This is a genomic window from Agromyces soli, assembly GCF_022811605.1.
Classification (GTDB): domain Bacteria; phylum Actinomycetota; class Actinomycetes; order Actinomycetales; family Microbacteriaceae; genus Agromyces; species Agromyces soli.
The window spans coordinates 1897471-1917151 of the sequence record NZ_CP094533.1 but is presented as its reverse complement, the minus strand read 5'-3'; the positions used below and the strand labels follow the sequence as shown (position 1 = coordinate 1917151).

The 19681-nt window shown below is 72.5% G+C and carries 12 protein-coding genes; 6 read left to right on the top strand and 6 right to left on the bottom strand.

Annotation, left to right across the window (positions count from 1 at the left end; translation table 11 throughout):
• Positions 1 to 135 precede the first annotated feature (135 nt).
• Both MTP13_RS09200 and MTP13_RS09195 read left to right on the top strand, forming a co-directional pair.
• Positions 136 to 753 carry a hypothetical protein gene (locus MTP13_RS09200; RefSeq protein ID WP_243567455.1) on the top strand — a complete coding sequence of 206 codons (618 nt, stop codon included), beginning with the start codon at positions 136 to 138 and terminating at the stop codon, positions 751 to 753.
• Positions 753 to 1493, top strand: coding sequence for a hypothetical protein (locus tag MTP13_RS09195; protein WP_243567454.1), 741 nt, complete (start codon positions 753 to 755; stop codon positions 1491 to 1493). The genes MTP13_RS09200 and MTP13_RS09195 overlap by 1 nt, the downstream gene beginning before the upstream one ends.
• On the opposite strand, the gene MTP13_RS09190 is transcribed toward MTP13_RS09195, so the two are convergent.
• From MTP13_RS09190 to MTP13_RS09180, 3 genes are all read right to left on the bottom strand, one after another.
• Positions 1477 to 2085 carry an FHA domain-containing protein gene (locus MTP13_RS09190; RefSeq protein WP_243567453.1) on the bottom strand — a complete coding sequence of 203 codons (609 nt, stop codon included), beginning with the start codon at positions 2083 to 2085 and terminating at the stop codon, positions 1477 to 1479. The two genes, MTP13_RS09195 and MTP13_RS09190, sit on opposite strands and share 17 nt — an antisense overlap.
• An 80-nt stretch (positions 2086 to 2165) precedes the next feature.
• A complete protein-coding gene (locus tag MTP13_RS09185; RefSeq protein WP_243567452.1) occupies positions 2166 to 6497 on the bottom strand; it encodes an FtsK/SpoIIIE domain-containing protein in 4332 nt (1443 codons plus the stop codon).
• A gap of 22 nt (positions 6498 to 6519) precedes the next feature.
• The gene (locus tag MTP13_RS09180) at positions 6520 to 7629 is read right to left on the bottom strand and encodes a hypothetical protein (protein WP_243567451.1); all 1110 of its coding nucleotides are present in this window, start codon (positions 7627 to 7629) and stop codon (positions 6520 to 6522) included.
• Positions 7630 to 7680: 51 nt separating this feature from the next.
• Here MTP13_RS09180 and MTP13_RS09175 point away from each other — a divergent pair, with 51 nt between their 5' ends.
• Complete coding sequence (locus tag MTP13_RS09175; protein ID WP_243567450.1) at positions 7681 to 8298, top strand: hypothetical protein; 618 nt, start codon at positions 7681 to 7683, stop codon at positions 8296 to 8298.
• Complete coding sequence (locus MTP13_RS09170; protein WP_243567449.1) at positions 8295 to 9065, top strand: hypothetical protein; 771 nt, start codon at positions 8295 to 8297, stop codon at positions 9063 to 9065. Before MTP13_RS09175 ends, MTP13_RS09170 begins: the two co-directional genes overlap by 4 nt.
• Before the next feature lie 7 nt (positions 9066 to 9072).
• Here the strand turns inward: MTP13_RS09170 and MTP13_RS09165 are convergent, their stop codons facing one another.
• The 3 genes from MTP13_RS09165 to rpoB all read right to left on the bottom strand — a co-directional run bounded on the left by MTP13_RS09165 (position 9073) and on the right by rpoB (position 17710).
• Positions 9073 to 10143, bottom strand: coding sequence for a hypothetical protein (locus tag MTP13_RS09165; protein WP_243567448.1), 1071 nt, complete (start codon positions 10141 to 10143; stop codon positions 9073 to 9075).
• Positions 10144 to 10280: 137 nt separating this feature from the next.
• A complete protein-coding gene (gene rpoC, locus MTP13_RS09160) occupies positions 10281 to 14177 on the bottom strand; it encodes a DNA-directed RNA polymerase subunit beta' (protein ID WP_243570782.1) in 3897 nt (1298 codons plus the stop codon).
• Between the two features lie 41 nt (positions 14178 to 14218).
• Positions 14219 to 17710, bottom strand: coding sequence for a DNA-directed RNA polymerase subunit beta (gene rpoB, locus MTP13_RS09155; protein ID WP_243570781.1), 3492 nt, complete (start codon positions 17708 to 17710; stop codon positions 14219 to 14221).
• 337 nt (positions 17711 to 18047) lie between these two features.
• Between rpoB and MTP13_RS09150 the strand changes: the two genes are divergently transcribed.
• Positions 18048 to 18863: a hypothetical protein gene (locus tag MTP13_RS09150; RefSeq protein ID WP_243570780.1), complete on the top strand. Its 816-nt coding sequence runs from the start codon at positions 18048 to 18050 to the stop codon at positions 18861 to 18863.
• 18 nt (positions 18864 to 18881) lie between these two features.
• Positions 18882 to 19643: a spermidine synthase gene (locus tag MTP13_RS09145; RefSeq protein ID WP_243570779.1), complete on the top strand. Its 762-nt coding sequence runs from the start codon at positions 18882 to 18884 to the stop codon at positions 19641 to 19643.
• The last annotated feature ends 38 nt before the right edge of the window (positions 19644 to 19681 follow it).

Sequence of the window (19681 nt, the reverse complement as noted above, 5' to 3'; positions counted from 1 at the left end):
GGATGTCCGTTCCCGGCGCGTGCCTCACGTTACCCGGAGTCGGCGCGGATTCCGATGGGGAGAACTCCCCGTCCGCCGCTCCCCCGGACTGGGTACAGTCGTTCTCGCCGCTGTTCTCCACGCGAAAGGCCCGCCGTGCGCCCCTCCGACGCCACCCTCGCCGCCCTGCCGGAGTCGTTCCGCTACGCCCGTTCGACGACGCGGACGGCCGTGTTCTCCGTGCTCGCGGCGGTCGCGCTCGTCGCGCTCGTCCTCGTGCTCGTGAACTTCGGCGCGATCCGCGACGACGCGAGCGAGATGACCGGCCGCCGCTCGGGCCTGCGCGGCGTCGTCGCCCCGACCCTCGTCGTCGTGACGGCCTTCTTCGCGGTGCTCTTCGCCTGGTTCGCGATCGGCGGCGCGCACCGCTGGATCCGGGTCGACACCGGCACGCCGCTGTCGGGCCGGCACTTCCTGGCAGCCGGCGGCCGGGCGGAGGCGGAGGCCCTGCACGCGCGCTTCGCGACCGGCGACCCGGCGGTCTACCTGCCCGTGCCGAATCACAAGAAGGGCGACATCCGGCTCTCCATCTACCTCGCCGTGCCCGACCGCACCGCGTACGTCACGGTGCGGCTCGGCCGGGAGCCCGGCGCGACGGGCCTGCCGCTCATCACGCTGCACGACCGCGCCTACGTGCAGCTGAAGCGGCTCGGCACGGGCGACCTCGTGCGGCCGTCGGCCTCCGGCATCGCCGACCCGTTCCTCCGCGGCTGATGACCGTCCCGGCCGGCCCGGTGCGCTTCGTCGCGCAGCCCGATCCCGCCAAAGCGGCCTCGGTGCCGCGATGGAACCGACGGTTCATCACGACGGGCTGGGTGCTCATCGGGCTCGCCGCCGCGGGCGTCGTCGCGCTCGTAGCCACGGGCTTCGGCAGCTGGTTCACGATCGGTCTCGTCGTCGTCTTCGGGCTCGCGGCCTGCGGCCTGCTCGTCACGAGCGTGCTGCGGGGGCGGATGCTGCGGCTGCTGCTCGCACCCGGCGCCCCCGTCCTCGTCGTCACCGACACGGGCGTCTCGACCGCGGGGCTGCCCGAGATCCCGTGGTCGCAGCTCGCCTTCATCGGCGTGCTGAACGACCGCCCGCGCACGGCGCGGCTGCGCGCGGTGCCGATCTTCGGCCAGGCCGGCGGGCTCGCGCTGAAGGCCGGCAACGGCACCCTGCTCTGCGAACTCGGCGTGCGCGACGGCGAGGCGCTGCGCGCCCGGCTGAGCGATCGGGGCGCCGCCTCCCGCATCGGCCTCTACGGCCGCTGGCCCGACGGCGCGAGGCGCGGGCTCGTGCCGCTGCTGATGGACGCCGTGCTCACCGACGACATCGCCGCGACGGCCGTGCAGCTGCTGCTCGCCGAGGCATCCGCCCGCGGCATCCCGCACGCGCTGTTCGAGCAGGCGCTGCCGTTCACCGCGTGGAAGGGCCCGCTGCTCGACCCCGCGTGGCCTACGCCGCCTGGATGACGAAGCTCAGGTCGCCCAGCCAGACCGTGTCGCCGATGACGGCGGGCACCCGGGTGCCGGCGCTCTCGAGCTCGATCTCGCGGCCGCCGCGCTCGAGGCGCGAGCCGTTCGCCGAGCCGGCGTCGCCGACCGTGATGCCGCCTCCGGCGACCTCGAGGAAGAGGTGCACGCGCGACACCGAGCGGGTGTCGTCGAGGACCTCGACGGCGCGGGCGCCCATCGCGAGCGCAGTGTCCGCGGGCTTGCGGCCGACGACCGCGGCGCCCTCGACGACGACGCGCTGGCCGGTGGAGAACAGCAGTTCGACGCGCTCGACGGCGGCCGGCGCTGCGGTCGGCGGCGCCGGCATCGTCTCGACCCGCGGGGTCTGCTGCCACGGCAGGGAGCGCGGCAGCGGCACGGGCTCGACGGGAGCCGCCTGCACCGGCGCCTGGGCGACCGGGGCCGCGCTCGGCGCGGGCTTCGCGCCGGCGAACGGCGCGGGCACGGGCGGTGCGCTCTGGGCCTGCGGGATCAGCTGACCGCACGAGAGGCAGTACATGCTGTTCGGCTCCAGCGTCGCATCGCAGTACGCGCAGCGGGCAGAGGCCACTCGGATCATCCCCTTCTCGACGGGCTCGGGCCCGATTCCCCCGGGTCCAGCCCGGCCAGTCTACGTGCGCCGGAGGGCGCCTACTGCCGAATGTCCGGCACGCGCACCGGCAGCCATCCGCCGGGCGTCGTGAGCACCGCCGTGCCGGGCGTGCCCCGGCCCAGCATGAACTTCGGCACGGGCGTGCCGATCGCCTGCGTGCCCATGATCGTCGACTCCGGCCGCAGCAGCAGCGCGCGCCGCGAGCGCTTGGCCTCGACCACCGGGCCGCCGAACAGGGTCGACAGCGACTCGGAGTCGGCCGCGACGATGAACGTCGCCCGGTGCTTCGCCCCCGTGAGGGCGTGCTCGAGGGGCGCGTTCTTGTACTGCTCGGCGTCGTCGACGACGACGGTGACGTGCTCGCCGGCGGCGTCGAGGATCGGGTCGAGCTCGGCGGGCGTCAGGTCGCCGCCCTGCACGACCGGGATGCTGTGCGCCCCGGCGACCTCGGTGAGGATCGAATCGCGGGTCGACACGACGACGAGCGGGGTCTTGCGCCAGGCCAGCTGGTGCACGATCGCGGCGAGCGCCGAGGAGCGGCCGGACTTGCGCGCCCCGGTGACGAGGAAGCCGCCGTCGGCGGGCCAGTCGAGCGTGAACCGCGACAGCAGGTCGCCGCCGACCGCGACGACGGGGCCGTCGGCGGGCCCCGAGTCGCCGAGCGGCAGCTCGTACGCCGCCGTGAGGGCGTAGTGCCCGGGCAGCGGGTCGACCCGGAACGGCGAGGGCAGGGACTGCAGCTGCGGGAACTGGTCGTAGTGGTCGCGGACCTGCTCGACGATGCGGCGGAGCGCCGTGGTCTGCGCCTCGCCGCTCGTGTCGCGGCTCAGCACCGCGAGCTGCGCCTCGGCGCCGGCGGCGCCGAACAGCACTCGGCCGGGCGCCAGGTCGAGCGGGATGTCGCGGGCGAGGATGCCGGCGGTGCGGTAGTCGGCGATGTCGCGCATCGGCAGCACGTACTGCTCGTCGACGAACGCGACGACCTTGTCGCCCGTGATGCCGCGGTCGCCCGTGAGGAGCACCCGCACCCCGACCGCCGGTCCCTCGCGGAGCACCCGCATGAACTGGTCGCGGAAGGTGACGAGCTGGTCGGGATTCATCGTCGAGAGCATCCGCTCCCAGCCGTCCACCGCGACGACCGCGTACGGCAGGCGGGTCTCCGGCGTGGACTGGGCGCGCTGCTCCGAGATGTGCCCGACGCCCGCGGCCGAGAGCACCGCCTGGCGGCGGCCGAGCTCCTCGAGCAGCCGCTGCACGAGCCGGGGCAGCCGGTCGGCGTCGAGCTGCGTGACGACGGCGCCGGTGTGCGGCGCGTCGACGAGCGGCAGCAGCGCGCCGTTGCCGAAGTCGATGACGTAGAGGTGCAGGTCGGCCGGCGAGAACTCCTGCACGAGCTGGCCGAGCATGGTGCGCAGCGCCGTCGTGCGGCCCGACATCGCCCCGCCGAGGAAGAGCACGTGCGAGCCCTCGTCGACGCGCCAGGTGAGGCTGCGCTGCGACTGCTCACCGGGGACGTCCTCGAGGCCGAGCACGATCGACTGCTCGGGGATCGCCTCGTCCTGGAACTTCTCGAGCGGCAGCACCGTCGGCAGCGGCATGAGCCACGGCGAGGGGTTCTTCGGCACGCCGAGCTGCACCGTCGCGGCGGTGATGAGGTTCACGATCGCGCGCAGGTCGGTGTCGTCGTGGTCGGTGTTCTGCGCCTGCGTCGAGACCGGCTTGGGGTAGCGCACGGGGTAGCCGAGCTCGTCCCACTCGAGCGGCGCCTTGCGCGGCAGCACCTTGACCTGGCGCTGCACGCCCGGCCGGATGCCCGCCACGCGCGCGGTCTGGAACGGCGCGGGCGCCGAGGCCGGGCCCGTGCGCACGTAGCCCCGGCCGGGCGTCGAGGCGCTGATCAGCGCGGCCTCGCCCGAACCGAGGATGTCGGCCGAGTCGGCCCGGTCGGTGACCCGCAGCGCGACGCGCAGGTTGATGTTCGACTGCATCTCGGGCGTGACGACGCCCGAGGGCCGCTGCGTGGCGAGCACGAGGTTCACGCCGAGCGAGCGGCCGACGCGGGCGATGCGGACGAGGCCGTCGATGAACTCCGGCAGTTCGGTGCGGAGCTCGGCGAACTCGTCGATGACGATCATGAGCCGGGCGAGGCCGCGGCGGGCGGCCGTGTCGGCGTCCTTCGCCCAGGCCGAGTCCACGTCCTTCGCGCTCATGTCGCGGAGCACCTTCTCGCGGCGCTTCAGCTCGGCATCGAGCGAGGCGAGCGCGCGCTCGGTCTCCCGGGCGTCGAGGTTCGTCACCATGCCGACGGTGTGCGGCAGCCGCTCGCAGTCGGCGAAGGCGGAGCCGCCCTTGTAGTCGACGAGCACGAAGTTCAGGGCGTCGGGCCGGTTCGCCATCGCGAGGCTCACGACGAGCGCCTGCAGGAACTCGGACTTGCCGGAGCCGGTGGTGCCGGCGACGAGCGCGTGCGGCCCGTCGCGGGAGATGTCGATCGCGAACTCGCCCTCGCCCGTCGCGCCGACGACGACGAAGGTGTTGCGGGGATGCGTCGACCAGCGCCGCACGAGCGGCTCCGGGTCGTCGAGGTCGAGCTTCATCAGCTCGGCGAAGCGCACCGCGGTGGGCAGCATGGCGTCGTCGCCGACCCCGCTCACGTGCCGCAGCGAGCAGAGGCTGCGGGCGAGCCGCTCGCAGTGCGCGGTCGACAGGCCGTCGACGAGCACGATCGGCCAGTACTCCGCGCCGGTCTCGACGCGCGCCATCGCGGGGTCGCCGTGGTCGATCGCGACGACGCTCTTCGCCTCCTCGGGAAGCCGCGCGCGCTCGGAGTCGAGCGCGACGACGTGGATGCCGTGGCTCGCCCCGTGCTCGAGGAGCGGCACCATCCCGGGCAGCATGCGGTACTCGCGCGCACCGTCGACGACGACGAGCACGTCGCTCGGCGGCTCGGCGCCCCGCTGCCCCGACTGCCGCATCCGCTGCTCGAGCAGCACGCCGAGCTCGCGCACCCGCTCGCGGCGGGTGTCGTCGGTGTTGCCGATCGAGGCGGCCGCCCCGCCGCCGCCGGCGTGCGGGAGCCACTGCACCCACGACCAGTCGGGCGCGGCGTCGTCGGGGCAGACGACGACGAGCTCGGCGTCGCGCGGCGAGCGCAGGGTCGCCCAGCTCGCGACGACGGAGCGGGCCACCGAGCGCACGGCGTCCTGCGGGCCGGCGATGCCGAGGGGCCCGGCGCGGAGCTCGGCCGCGACGGGCGCCGGGGAGACGCCGACGCGACGGGCCTCGCCGCGGTCGCGCCCGCCGCCCTCGAAGCGCACGTCGAGGGCGACCTCGGCGACGCCCACGCGCATCGAGAGCGCGTCGACGTCGCTGCGCCGCCGTTCCCAGAGCCGGGAGAGCGGCCGGGTGGCGATGTCGAGGATGACCACGGGGTCGGGCAGCCGGTACCAGCGCTCGATCCGCTGGCGCTTCGCGAGCTCGTCGATGCGGCGTTCGGCGATGCGGACCTCCTCGATCCACTGCTGCTCGGTCTTCACGCCCTTCTTCTTCGCCAGCTTGCGGTTGGTGAGGAAGGAGCCGACGACCATGATCGGGCTCGCCGCGGCCATCAGGAGCATGATCGGGCGGCCGAAGACCACGGCCATCGTCACGCCGAGGACGACGGGGATGATCGCCGACAGCCACGGCAGCGGCGACTGGTCCGGGTCCTCCGGACGGTCGCCGGGCAGCGGCACGACGGGCTGCTCCGCGGCGGGGCGGATGCGCGACGGGCGGTTGAAGCCGCGGTCGCCGAGCGCATCGCGGGTCAGGTCGGCGTCGGCGGCCGGGGCGATGCCGAGGCGGACGACGCTGCTGCCGAGCTGCACGAGGTCGGCGGGCACGATCGGCGTCGGGCCCTCGATGGGCTGCCCGTTCACCCAGACGGCGGCGCCGGGCGCGGGTTCGACGGTCGCGCCGAGCGGAGCCGGCCGGCCGTCGGCGGAGACGCCGTCGGCGATCGTGAAGGTCGCGTGGGTGGGCGCCAGCGCGTCGTCGGCGATGGCGAGGGTCGCACCGGCGGCGCTGCCGACGGTCACGGCGCCGCCCCTGGCCACCGGTGCCGTCTCGCCCGCGTAGGGGCCGCCGACGAGCTCGAGGCGGAGCGTGCCCGGCTGCAGCGAGGCGTCGGCCGCCGCAGGCAGGGTCGCCCCGGAGAGCAGCGTGCTCTCCGCGAGCGGCGCCGCGGGACCGGCGAGCGGGTCGAGCGCCTCGCTCGGCAGCCCGAGCGACTCGGCGACCTCGCCGACGGTGGTCGCCTCGTCGACGTCGAGCGCCCAGCTGCCCGCGGCGTCGGCGCTCGCGGTGCGATCGATCGTGAGTCTCAGGCTCATGGCGTGCGCCTCCAGCGACTGGTCATCGGGCCCCCACACGGTCGAGGGTGGCGAGGAGCGGGGCGAGCAGGCCGCCCGCGCCGTGGTGGTCTTCGACGGGCCGGCGCGGGACGATCGCGCTCGCGACGCCCTGCTTGCCCTGCTTCGGCTTCGCGATCGGGGCCGTGCCCGGCCGCAGGGACGCGGACGCGGCATCCGCCCCGTCGTCGCCGGCCGGCACGAGCGTCACCGAGGCGAGCGCCTGCTCGCCGCCGGTGGTCGCGAGCTGCACGGCGAACTGGTCGGCGGCGCCGTCGCCGCGGTAGTCGATCGCGCCGTCGGCGTCGCACTGCAGCTGCCCGCGGATCGCGGTGCCGCAGCCGACGAGCACGAGCTCGTCGTCGCCGAGCACGAAGGCGAGCTGTTCGAGCGAGAGCTCGGCCGCCCCGTCGTCGAGGGCGACGACGAGGTCGCTCGTCACGAGCGGCGCCGCAGCCGGGCGGAGCACGGATGCCTGGATCACGCCCTCCGGCGACCAGGTGCCGTAGTCGTCGGCGAAGCGGTAGACGAGCTCGGCCGGGCCGGTGTAGCCCTGCGCGGCCCGGAAGACGAGGTGCGTCGGCGTCGCCCAGAGCGAGCCCGCCTCGGCGGGGTGCACGGCGACGGCGCGGAGGCGACCGCCGGCGTCGCACACCGCGCACTCGACGCCGAGCTCGGAGATCGGCAGGCGGAGGAGGGCGCCCGCGGCGGTCGGCCGGATCGCCCGGCCGGGCTCCGCGCTCGGCGTCTCGGGGGCCTCGAGGCTCACCCGGTACTCGGCGAGGGTCGTGATGCGGCCGTCGGTGAGGGGGACGGGGACGGCGACGGCCGCGGCGTCGGGGTCGTAGTCGGGGGCGGCGAGCGAGATGCTGCGCTCGTCGCAGCCGACGACGAGCGGTGTCGCCTGCGCGGGCACCCGGCAGTCGGTGATCCGCCACGGCGCCGCGATGTCGATCGTGGTGCTGCCGCGGTACGGGATCGCGACGTCGCCCGAGCCGGCCCCCGGGGGCGCGTCGTCCGCGGCCCCGGCCGGCGAGGCCGTCGCGAGAGCGGCCAGCACCGCGAGCAGCATCGACAGCGCGGCGGCGCCGAGCCGTCGTCGCGTGCTGCCCACTCCGGTCCCCCTCCTCGCGTGCCCCGTTCGGGGCAGGCGCACCGATATAGCATGGTACGCGGTCGCGCGGCCGGGCCGGGCCCGCTGCGCGCCGCCGAGCCGTTCGACCCCGAGGGAGCCGAGATGACCGACCGCACGCCGCCGCCCGCCGCAGGGCCGGCCGCGCTCGGCCAGACGCCCGCGCCGACCCGCGTCGCCGGCGGCGCCCGCGCCCTCGGCAGCGGCTCCTCCGTGCTGCCCGAGCTCGCCGAGGCCCCGCCGCGCACGCGACGCTGGTGGCTGCACCCGGCGTTCCTCGTCTCGGTCGGCCTCACCTTCCTCGCGCTCGCCGGCGCCCTCGCCTGGTGGATCGTGTCGATGGCGACCGATTCGAGCGTGCGCGTCGAGGGCCTCAGCGCCTCGGTCGAGTCCGGCAACCTGCGACTCGACTGGTCCGGGCCCGACGCCGACTACCAGCTCTTCGTCGTCGACGGCGACGGCAGCCAGTCCGACCTGAGCGGGCTCGTGCGCGGCACGGAGGCGTGGATCCCGGCCGCCGCCGGCCTCGCCGACGACCGCAGCTGCTTCGTCGTCCGCCCCGGCGGCACCGAGGGCGAGGTCTCGCTCGACGCCGCGACGCTCTCCGGCCAGCGCGGAGCCAGCGTCTGCGCCGCGGACGCCTCCTCATGAGCCGGGCCGACGGCGCACGGCCGGCGGGGCGCCGTCGCGGCATCCGCACGGCCCTCCTGCTCGCCGCACCGTTGCTGCTCGTCGGCTGCGCCGCGACGCCCCCGCTGCCGACCGCGCCGCCCGGGATCGACGCGGAGTCCTTCGACGGCGCCAGCGGCAACGGCCTCTGGCTCGTGCCGCAGGCCGAGCTCGCCGATCGGATCCTCGACGCGGTGCGCGGCGGCGGCTCGGTCGCGGTGACCGGAACGGTGCACGAGTTCCTCACCTCGGAGGAGGGCGAGCTGCTGCCGGGGCGCACGATCACGGTCGACTACGCGGGGCGGGCGGGTGCGTTCCGCGCGAGCCTCGCGGCCGACGGCGTCTCGACCTCGATGCTCGTCGACGAGGGCCGCACCGCGGTGCGGGGCAATCCCGCCTTCGCCGCCGCGAGCGAGCGGCCCGAGCTCGTCGAGGGGGTCTGCACGGTCGGCACCGACCCGGCGGTCGCCCAGTGGGCGCCCTTCACCGACCCGGAGGTCCTGCTCGAGGCGATCCTCTCCGGGGCCGAGCTGTCGGTCGCCGCCCCGAGCGGCGACGGCGAGACGCTCGCCGTCCAGATCGGGGCGAGCGACAGCCGCGCCGGCGTGCTCGTCGTGGAGCGCTACGGCCCGCCGCTCCCCCGGGCGCTCACGCTCGCCGAGACCGACGGCGATGCGCAGCTCGCGTTCGCCGACTGGGGCGCGGAGCTCGAGCTCGGCGCCGCGGCCGCCGAGCTCGGCTGCGAGTAGCCCGCGCTCAGCGCGGCTGCGCCTGCGGCCCCGCCGCGATCTCGCGGTCGTAGGCCTCGAGGGCGAGCCGGTTGCGCTCGGTCACCTTGCGGCCGCGAGCCGCGATCCAGCCGCCGAGCCAGATCGGGATCTCCCGGGCGATGACGGCCGCGACGATCGCGAAGGGGTCGAGCCAGCGCTGCGCCACGAAGCCGGGCACGTCGCCCGGGGTGATCGTCCACGCGACCGACCAGAGCGCGCCGCCCACGTAGGAGAAGTACACGGCGACGGCGACGAGCAGGCCGAACACCGCGTAGCACCACCAGCCGCCCTTGTTGACGATCGCGGCGAGCAGCGCGAAGCCGAGGAAGAACACCGCGACGGGCACCCAGAACAGCTGCTTGGCGGCGAACTGGGTGAGCTGCTCGGTCGCCGAGCCCGCGTCGCCCTGGCTGAGCAGCAGCAGGTACGCGGCGCCCAGGTACAGCGCGGCGAAGAGCACGGTGCCGATGAGGGCGACGAGGATGCCGAAGCCGCGGTTGCCCTTCGCCTTCGGCGGCTCGGGAGCCTGCACGTACACGGTCTGCGGGCCGGCCGCGTAGCCGGGCTCCGGGGCGAGCGTGGCCGCGCCTGCCGCGGTGCCCGCCGCAGCGCCCGCGGGCACGTAGGTCTCGCGGCGGACCGTGTCCGCCGCCACGGGCTCCGGGTATTCCTCGGCGGGCGCGTCGCCGCCGGGCACCACGCCGGCGCGCTGCACGGCGGCGTCGAGCCTGGCGTTGGCGTCGAGGTCCTCGCTCGCGGGCTCCGGCTCCTCGATGACGCCGGGGGCCTCGCCGAGAGCCGCGCTCGCGGGCTCGGGGGCCGGGCTCGCGTCGTGCGCCGTGTCGTCGGCCGCAGCTTCGTCGGCGGGCGATTCGGGCTCCTCCGCGGGCGAGGCGGGCTGCGAGGCATCCGCGCCGGTCGTCGCGACGGGTTCCGGGAGCACCGCGGTCGGGTGCTCGGTGTCCGCACCGCGCGCTGCGGGCGTGAGGTCGGCGTTCGCGGCCGAGTCGTCGCTCGCGCGCGTCGGCTCGTCGTCTCCGGGCGTCGTGCTCGTCATGGTCTGCTCCCTCCGGGCACCCCGTGTGACCGATTCGGCTCATGCTAGCGCCGAGGCGGCGCCTGCCAGCGGAAGCGCGCGGGAGACGCCGAAGGGCCCCGGATCGCTCCGGGGCCCTGCGGTTCAGCGCGTCACGCTCAGCTGTAGTTGCCGGGCGTGAAGTCGTCGCTCGAGAACGCGTCGAAGTCGACGAAGCTGAGGTCGCCCTCGTTGAACGACGCGTCGTCGGCGAAGATGCGGTTCGGGTAGCGCTCCGCCTTCGCCTCCTCCGTCGCCTCGACCGTGACGTTGCGGTACTTCGCAAGGCCCGTGCCGGCGGGGATCAGCTTGCCGATGATCACGTTCTCCTTGAGGCCGACCAGCGGGTCGCTCTTGCCCTCCATGGCGGCCTGCGTGAGCACGCGGGTCGTCTCCTGGAAGGACGCGGCCGACAGCCACGACTCGGTCGCCAGCGAGGCCTTGGTGATCCCCATGACCTCCTGACGCGCCGAGGCGGTCTTCTTGCCCTCGGTGAGCGCCGCGCGGTTGATCGAGTTGTACTTCGACCGGTCGACGAGCTCGCCGGGCAGCAGGTCGGTGTCGCCGTGGTCGACGACGGTGACCTTGCGCAGCATCTGGCGCACGATGACCTCGATGTGCTTGTCGTGGATCGGCACGCCCTGCGAGCGGTACACGTCCTGCACGCCGTTCACCAGGTGCTTCTGCACCTCGCGCACGCCCTTGACCCGGAGGACCTCCTTCGGGTCGACGGTGCCGACGATGAGCTGCTGGCCGAGCTCGACGTGCTGCGCGTCCTCGACGAGCAGCGTCGAGCGCTTGAGCACGTTGTACGTGATCGGCTCGTCGCCGTTGTCGGGCGTCAGGATGACCTTGCGCTGCTTGTCGGTCTCGTCGATCGTGATGCGGCCGGGGGCCTCGACGATCGGCGACGCGCCCTTGGGGGTGCGGGCCTCGAAGAGCTCCTGCACGCGGGGCAGACCCTGCGTGATGTCGTCGGCCGAGGCCGAACCACCGGTGTGGAAGGTACGCATCGTGAGCTGGGTGCCCGGCTCGCCGATCGACTGGGCGGCGATGATGCCGACGGCCTCGCCGATGTCGACGAGCTTGCCGGTCGCGAGCGAACGGCCGTAGCACTTCGCGCAGACGCCGACCGCCGACTCGCAGGTGAGCACCGAGCGGACCTTGATGGACTCGACGCCCGCCGCGATCAGCTTGTCGATGAGCACGTCGCCCACGTCCTCGCCGGCCTCGGCGACGACCTCGCCCTTGGCGCTCACGGCGTCGGCCGCGAGCGAACGGGCGAACACGGAGTTCTCCACGTTCGGGTCGCGCACGAGCTCGCCCGAGGCGTCGGTGAGGCCGATCGGCAGTTCGAGGCCCTTGCCGGTGCCGCAGTCGTCCTCGCGGATGATGACGTCCTGCGAGACGTCGACGAGACGACGGGTCAGGTAGCCGGAGTCCGCGGTGCGGAGCGCCGTGTCGGCCAGACCCTTTCGGGCACCGTGGGTCGCGATGAAGTACTCCGCGACCGAGAGACCCTCGCGGTACGAGGAGATGATCGGGCGAGGGATGATCTCACCCTTCGGGTTGTTCACCAGGCCTCGCATGCCGGCGATGTTGCGCACCTGCAGCCAGTTACCACGGGCGCCCGAGGTCACCATGCGGTTGATGGTGTTGTCGGTCGGGAAGCTCTCCTGCATGGCCTTGGCGACCTCGTCGGTGGCCTTGGTCCAGATCTGGATGAGCTCCTGGCGACGCTCGAGGTCGGTCGTGAGACCCTTCTCGAACTGCGACTGCACCTTGGCGGCCTGCTTCTCGTACTTCGCCACGATCTCGCCCTTGCTCGGCGGCGTGATGATGTCCGAGAGGGCGACGGTCACGCCCGAGCGGGTCGCCCAGCGGAAGCCGGCGTCCTTGATGCGGTCGAGGGTCGCGGCGACCTCCGTCTTCGGGTAGCGCTCGGCGAGGTCGTTGACGATCGCCGAGATCTGGCCCTTGCCGGCCTGCTTGTTGAAGTACGGGTAGTCGACGGGCAGCGCCTCGTTGAAGATCGCCCGACCGAGGGTGGTCTCGAGCAGGAACGACTTGCCCGGCTCGAAGTTCTCCGGCTCCTGGCCCTCACCGAAGTGCAGGCCCTCGAGGCGGATCTTCACGACCGCGCCGAGGTCGAGCTTGATGTCGCCCGGACGGTTCTGGTCGAACGCGAGGATCGCCTCGGCGATCGACGAGAACGCGCGGCCCTCGCCGGGGGCGCCCGGCTTCTCGGTCGTCAGGTGGTGCAGGCCGATGATCATGTCCTGCGAGGGCAGGGTCACCGGACGGCCGTCCGACGGCTTCAGGATGTTGTTCGACGCGAGCATGAGCACGCGGGCCTCGGCCTGGGCCTCGACCGACAGCGGCAGGTGGACGGCCATCTGGTCGCCGTCGAAGTCCGCGTTGAAGGCGGCGCAGACGAGCGGGTGGAGCTGGATGGCCTTGCCCTCGACGAGCTGCGGCTCGAACGCCTGGATGCCGAGACGGTGCAGCGTGGGCGCACGGTTCAGCAGCACGGGGCGCTCGCGGATGATCTCCTCGAGCACGTCCCACACCTGCGGGCGCGAACGCTCGACCATGCGCTTGGCGGCCTTGATGTTCTGCGCGTGGCTCAGGTCGATCAGACGCTTGATCACGAACGGCTTGAAGAGCTCCAGCGCCATCTGCTTGGGCAGACCGCACTGGTGCAGCTTCAGCTGCGGGCCGACGACGATGACCGAACGGCCCGAGTAGTCGACGCGCTTGCCGAGCAGGTTCTGGCGGAAACGACCCTGCTTGCCCTTCAGCATGTCGCTGAGGGACTTGAGGGCGCGGTTGCCGGTGCCCGTGACCGGGCGGCCGCGACGGCCGTTGTCGAACAGGGCGTCGACGGCCTCCTGCAGCATGCGCTTCTCGTTGTTCACGATGATCTCGGGGGCGCCGAGGTCGAGCAGGCGGCGGAGACGGTTGTTCCGGTTGATGACGCGGCGGTACAGGTCGTTCAGGTCGGAGGTCGCGAAGCGGCCGCCGTCGAGCTGGACCATCGGGCGCAGCTCCGGCGGGATCACCGGCACCACGTCGAGCACCATCGCCGCCGGCGAGCTGCCGGTCTGCAGGAACGAGTTGACGACCTTGAGGCGCTTGATGGCGCGGATCTTCTTCTGACCCTTGCCCTCGGCGATCTGCAGGTGCAGGTCCTCGGCCTCGGCCGCGAGGTCGAACGAGAGCAGGCGCTTCTTGATGGCCTCGGCGCCCATGTAGGCCTCGAAGTACATGCCGAAGCGGTCCTGCAGCTCGTGGAAGACCGAGTCCTCGGGCTTCAGCTCGCCGACCTTCAGCGTGCGGAAGTCCTCCCAGACGCGCTCGAGGTGCGCGATCTGCTCGTCGGCCGACTTGCGGACCTGGGTCATCTCCTTGTCGGCGGCGGCCTCGGCGCGCTTGCGGACGTCGGACTTGGCGCCGTCGGCCTCGAGCTGCGCGAGCTCCTCCTCCTTGCGGGCCATGAGCGTCGCGATGCGGGCGTCGCGCTGGTCGCCGATGGTCTTGATCTCGAGCCGGAGCTCGTTCTCGAGGCCGGGCATGTCGGCGTGACGGCCGTCCTCGTCGACATCGATCACCATGTAGGCGGCGAAGTAGATGACCTTCTCGAGGTCCTTCGGCGCCATGTCGAGCAGGTAGCCGAGGCGCGAGGGGACGCCCTTGAAGTACCAGATGTGCGTCACCGGGGCGGCGAGCTCGATGTGGCCCATCCGCTCGCGGCGGACCGAGCTCTTGGTGACCTCGACCCCGCACCGCTCGCAGACGATGCCCTTGAAGCGGACGCGCTTGTACTTGCCGCAGGCGCACTCCCAGTCACGGGACGGCCCGAAGATCTGCTCGCCGAAGAGCCCGTCCTTCTCGGGCTTCAGCGTGCGGTAGTTGATGGTCTCCGGCTTCTTGACCTCGCCGTGGGACCACTTGCGGATGTCCTCTGCGGTGGCCAGGCCGATACGAAGCTCATCGAACGTCGTTGCGTCGAGCAATTTCTCTCCTAGATTCCTGAAGTCGTTTCGTACCTGGCGGTTCAGATCTCGTCGATGTTCGACGACTCGAAGCGCGCGGAGATGTTGATGCCGAGCTCCTCCGCGGCGCGGAAGGCCTCGTCATCGGTGTCGCGGAGCGAGACCGCGGTGCCGTCGGCCGAGAGCACCTCGACGTTCAGGCAGAGCGACTGCATCTCCTTCATGAGCACCTTGAACGACTCGGGGATGCCGGGCTCCTGGATGTTCTCGCCCTTGACGATCGCCTCGTACACCTTGACGCGGCCGAGGATGTCGTCGGACTTGATCGTGAGGAGCTCCTGGAGGGCGTAGGCGGCGCCGTACGCCTCGAGCGCCCACACCTCCATCTCGCCGAAGCGCTGGCCGCCGAACTGCGCCTTTCCACCCAGCGGCTGCTGCGTGATCATCGAGTAGGGGCCGGTGGAGCGGGCGTGGATCTTGTCGTCCACGAGGTGGTGCAGCTTCAGGATGTACATGTAGCCGACCGACACGGGGTACGGGAACGGCTCGCCCGAGCGACCGTCGAACAGCTGGGTCTTGCCCGAGGAGTCGATGAGGCGCTCGCCGTCGCGGTTCGGCAGCGTCGAGTCGAGGAGACCGGCGATCTCCTCCTCGTGCGCGCCGTCGAACACCGGGGTGGCGACCTTGGTGCCGGGGGCGGCCTCGCGGGCGCCCTCGGGGAGGGTCTTCGCCCACTCGGGGGCGCCGTCGACCTTCCAGCCCTGCTTCGCGACCCAGCCGAGGTGGGTCTCGAGGACCTGGCCGAAGTTCATTCGACCCGGGATGCCGAGCGGGTTCAGCACGACGTCGACCGGCGTGCCGTCCGCGAGGAACGGCATGTCCTCGACCGGCAGGATCTTCGAGATGACGCCCTTGTTGCCGTGGCGGCCGGCGAGCTTGTCGCCCTCGGTGATCTTGCGCTTCTGGGCGATGTACACGACCACGCGCTGGTTGACGCCCGAGCCGAGCTCGTCGTCGCCGTCCTGCGAGTCGAACACCTTGACACCGATGATGGTGCCCTGCTCGCCGTGGGGCACCTTCAGGGAGGTGTCACGGACCTCGCGGCTCTTCTCGTTGAAGATCGCGCGGAGCAGGCGCTCCTCGGCGCTGAGCTCGGTCTCGCCCTTCGGCGTGACCTTGCCGACGAGGATGTCGCCGGGGCGCACCTCGGCACCGATGCGGATGATGCCGCGCTCGTCGAGGTCGGCGAGCAGGTCGGGGCTCACGTTCGGGAGATCGCGGGTGATCTCCTCCTTGCCGAGCTTGGTGTCGCGGGCGTCGACCTCGTACTCCTCGATGTGGATCGAGGAGAGGACGTCGTCCTTCACCAGGTTCTGGCTGAGGATGATCGCGTCCTCGAAGTTGTGGCCCTCCCACGGCATGAACGCCACGAGGAGGTTCTTGCCGAGCGCGAGCTCGCCGTTGTCGGTGGCGGGGCCGTCGGCGATGACCTCGCCGACCTCGACGCGCTCGCCGGCCGAGACCACGACGCGGTTGTTGTACGAGGTGCCCTGGTTCGAACGGTCGAACTTGCGCAGGTAGTACGTCTGCGTGCCGCCCTCGTCGAGCTGCACGGTGACGGAGTCGGCCGAGACCTCGGCGACGACGCCCGCACGGTCGGCGGTGATGACGTCACCGGCGTCGACGGCCGCGTAGCCCTCCATGCCGGTGCCGACGAGCGGCGAGTCGCTGCGCAGCAGCGGCACGGCCTGGCGCTGCATGTTCGCACCCATCAGGGCGCGGTTCGCGTCGTCGTGCTCGAGGAACGGGATGAGGGAGGTACCCACCGACACCATCTGGCGCGGCGAGACATCCATGTAGCCGATCTCGGCGGCCGGGAACAGGTCGACCTCGCCGCCCTTCTTGCGGGCGAGCACGCGGTCCTCGACGAACGAGCCGTCGGTCTTCAGCGGGGCGTTGGCCTGGGCGACGATGAAGTCGTCCTCCTCCGACGCGGTCAGGTAGTCGATCTGGTTGCTGACCTTGCCGTTCTCGACGCGGCGGTACGGCGTCTCGATGAAGCCGAACGAGTTGATCCGCGCGAACGAGGCGAGCGAGCCGATCAGGCCGATGTTCGGGCCTTCCGGGGTCTCGATCGGGCACATGCGGCCGTAGTGCGAGGGGTGCACGTCGCGGACCTCGACGCCCGCGCGGTCGCGCGAGAGGCCGCCGGGGCCGAGCGCCGAGAGGCGGCGCTTGTGGGTGAGGCCGGCCAGCGGGTTGTTCTGGTCCATGAACTGCGACAGCTGCGAGGTGCCGAAGAACTCCTTGATCGCGGCGACGACGGGTCGCACGTTGATCAGGGTCTGCGGCGTGATCGCCTCGATGTCCTGCGTCGTCATGCGCTCGCGGACGACGCGCTCCATGCGGCTGAGGCCGGTGCGCACCTGGTTCTGGATGAGCTCGCCGACCGCGCGGATGCGACGGTTGCCGAAGTTGTCGATGTCGTCGACGTCGAGGCGGATGTCGACCGCCTTGCCGCCGCGGCGACCCGGCAGGGTCTCGCGACCCTCGTGCAGCGCGACGAGGTACTTGATCGTCGCGACGATGTCGTCGACGGTCAGGACCGAGTCCGTCAGCGGGGCCTCGAGGCCGAGCTTCTGGTTGATCTTGTACCGGCCGACCTTCGCGAGGTCGTAGCGCTTCGGGTTGAAGTAGAAGTTGTCGAGGAGCGCGCGGGCGGCCTCGGCGGCGACCTGCTCTCCCGGACGGAGCTTGCGGTAGATGTCCTTGAGCGCCTCTTCCTTCGTGAGGATGTTGTCCTTCTCGAGGGTGAGGGCGATCGACTCGTAGCCGGCGAACTGCTCGAGGATCTCCTCGGAGGTGAGGCCGAGTGCCTTCAGGAAGACCGTGACCGACTGCTTGCGCTTGCGGTCGATGCGGACGCCGACCTGGTCGCGCTTGTCGATCTCGAACTCGAGCCAGGCGCCGCGGCTCGGGATGACGCGAGCGGAGTAGATGTCCTTGTCGCTCGTCTTGTCGGGGGTGCGCTCGAAGTACACGCCGGGCGAGCGGACGAGCTGCGAGACGACGACGCGCTCGGTGCCGTTGATCACGAAGGTGCCGCGGGCGGTCATCAGCGGGAAGTCGCCCATGAACACCGTCTGGGTCTTGATCTCGCCCGTGAGGTGGTTCATGAACTCGGCGTTCACGTAGAGCGGCGCGGAGTAGGTCTTGCCCTTCTCCTTGCACTCGTCGATCGTGTACTTCGGCGGCTCGAGCTCAGGGTTGGTGAACGAGAGCTGCATGGTCTCGCCGAGGTCCTCGATCGGGGAGATCTCCTCGAAGATCTCCTCGAGGCCGGTGGCCTCGGGAAGGTCCTTCCGACCATCTGCGGTGGCCTGCTCGACGCGCGCCTTCCACGCGTCGTTGCCGACGAGCCAGTCGAAGCTCTCGGTCTGCAGGGCGAGCAGGTCGGGGACCGTCAGGGTGTCGGTGACCTTCGCGAACGAGAGGCGACTTGCCTCGCGTCCGTTCTTGGGGGTGGGCGTGGTCGCGTTGCGCGCAGCAGCCAAGGAAATGACCTCCATGGGCCCGTCGGCCCGGTTCATTGTCACAAGTGGAGAGTTGCCCCGAGACGTGTGCGGGAGTCGGTGATCGCGAGATCACGGACTACACGGAGCCGACCGCAATATGAAGGCAGAGTGGGTCTGGGAGCGCAAAGGTCAAGCATATGCGACAAGACGCGCCATGTCCAGCCGGATTCTTGATTTCGTCGGAGATCTCCGGTATAACCGCGGCGCGCGGGGATCGGATGCCTCGTCGCGACCCCCGCCTCGCCCGGGATTCCGGGCCGCTCCTCCCCGATTCCGCCGCCTGCGATCCCTAGACTGACCGGCACGAGGAGGTGCCATGACCGAGCCAGGTACCGTTCACCGCCCGCCCGGCGTCCGCGGCGCCCGCCGCGCCGCCGTCGTCGCACTCGTCGCCTCGATCTCCATCACCGCGGTGGTCGGCATCGTCGTGCTGCTCACCGGGGACTTCGGCGAGGTGCAGGGGCGCGTGCTGACGACCACCCTCCTCGTCGCCGGCTTCAGCACCGTCGCGCTCTGCCACCTCGCCGTCGCCGGGCGCCCCGTCCGGGTCGTCGGCTTCGTCGGGCTCGCCGTCAGCGCGATCGCGCTCGTCATCGGCCTCGTACTGATCTGGACGCCCTGGGATGCCTGGAACGACGGCTCCGGCGAGCTCTGGCGCTGGTTCGGCGTGACCGGGGTGCTCGCGCTCAGCCTCGCGCACGCGAACCTGCTGCTCCTCCTCGCCGGCCGACGGCATCCCTTCGTGCGCGCCGCGATGGCCGTCACCCTCACCGCGATCGCCCTCGTCGCGCTGCTCGTCATCCTGCCGATCCTGAGCGACGGGCGGATCCCGGGCGACGGCGGCTGGGACGCGTACTGGCGCTGGTTCGGCGTCATCGCGATCGTCGACGCGCTCGGCACGATCGTGCTGCCCGTCGTCGGGCTGCTGCTGCGCGACCGGCCGGCCGAGGCATCCGCCACCGGCCTCCCCGCAGCGACCTCGGCCGCGCCGCTCGCCCCCGACGCGCTCGATCAGCGCATCGCGGCGCTCGCGGCCGAACGCGGCCTCGACCGCGAGGCCCTGCTCGCCGCCGCGCTCGATGCGCTCGAGGCCCGCCCCGGCCGGCCGGAGGACGTCGCCGAGGGTCGCTGACCCGGCGACGGCACCCGGATGGCCCGCCTCGAGTTCGCGCGCGACGTGTTCAGCAGCACCGGCTGGACCCTGCTCGTCGACGGCACCGCCCAATCCCACGTCGACGCCGACGACCCCGGCCGCCTCTTCTTCGAGTACGTGCGCCGGATCGGCCACGTGATCGACGCGATGGCGACGCCCGGCGCACCGCTGCGCGCGCTGCACCTCGGCGGCGGGGCGCTGACCATCCCGCGCTACGTGGCGGCGAGCCGGCCGGGCTCCGCGCAGCTCGTCGTCGAGCTCGACGCAGAGCTGCTCGACCTCGTGCTCGAGCGGCTGCCGGCGCCCGCGGGCGTCGAGACGCGCATCGCCGACGCCGCCGACGCCGTGCCGGCGCTGCGCGAGGCGGGCGCCGGCTTCGACCTCGTCGTACTCGACCTGTACTCCCGGCTCGACCCGCCCGCCTTCGTCGCCGACGTCGCATTCCAGCGCGAGCTGCTCGCCCTCCTCGACCCCGCCGACGGGCCGCCGCTGCTCATCGCGAACGTGGCGGACGCCGCCGGCCTCGGCCGGCTGCGCGAGCAGGCCCGCGCGATCGCCAGGGCGCAGCCGGGCATCGAGCTGCTCGTCGCGGGCGACGCGGGCGTGCTGGCCGGCACCGAGGAGGGCAACGCCGTGCTCGTCGCCGGCCCGGCGGGCATCCCTGCCCTCGTCGCCGAACACCTCGCGCTGCACGGACCGCACCCGGCCGCCGTGCTCGAACGGGACCGGCTCGACGCGGTGCTCTTCGGCGCCTGCTGAGGGCGCCTGCCCGGCCCGCCCGCCCAGGGCGCGGGGTA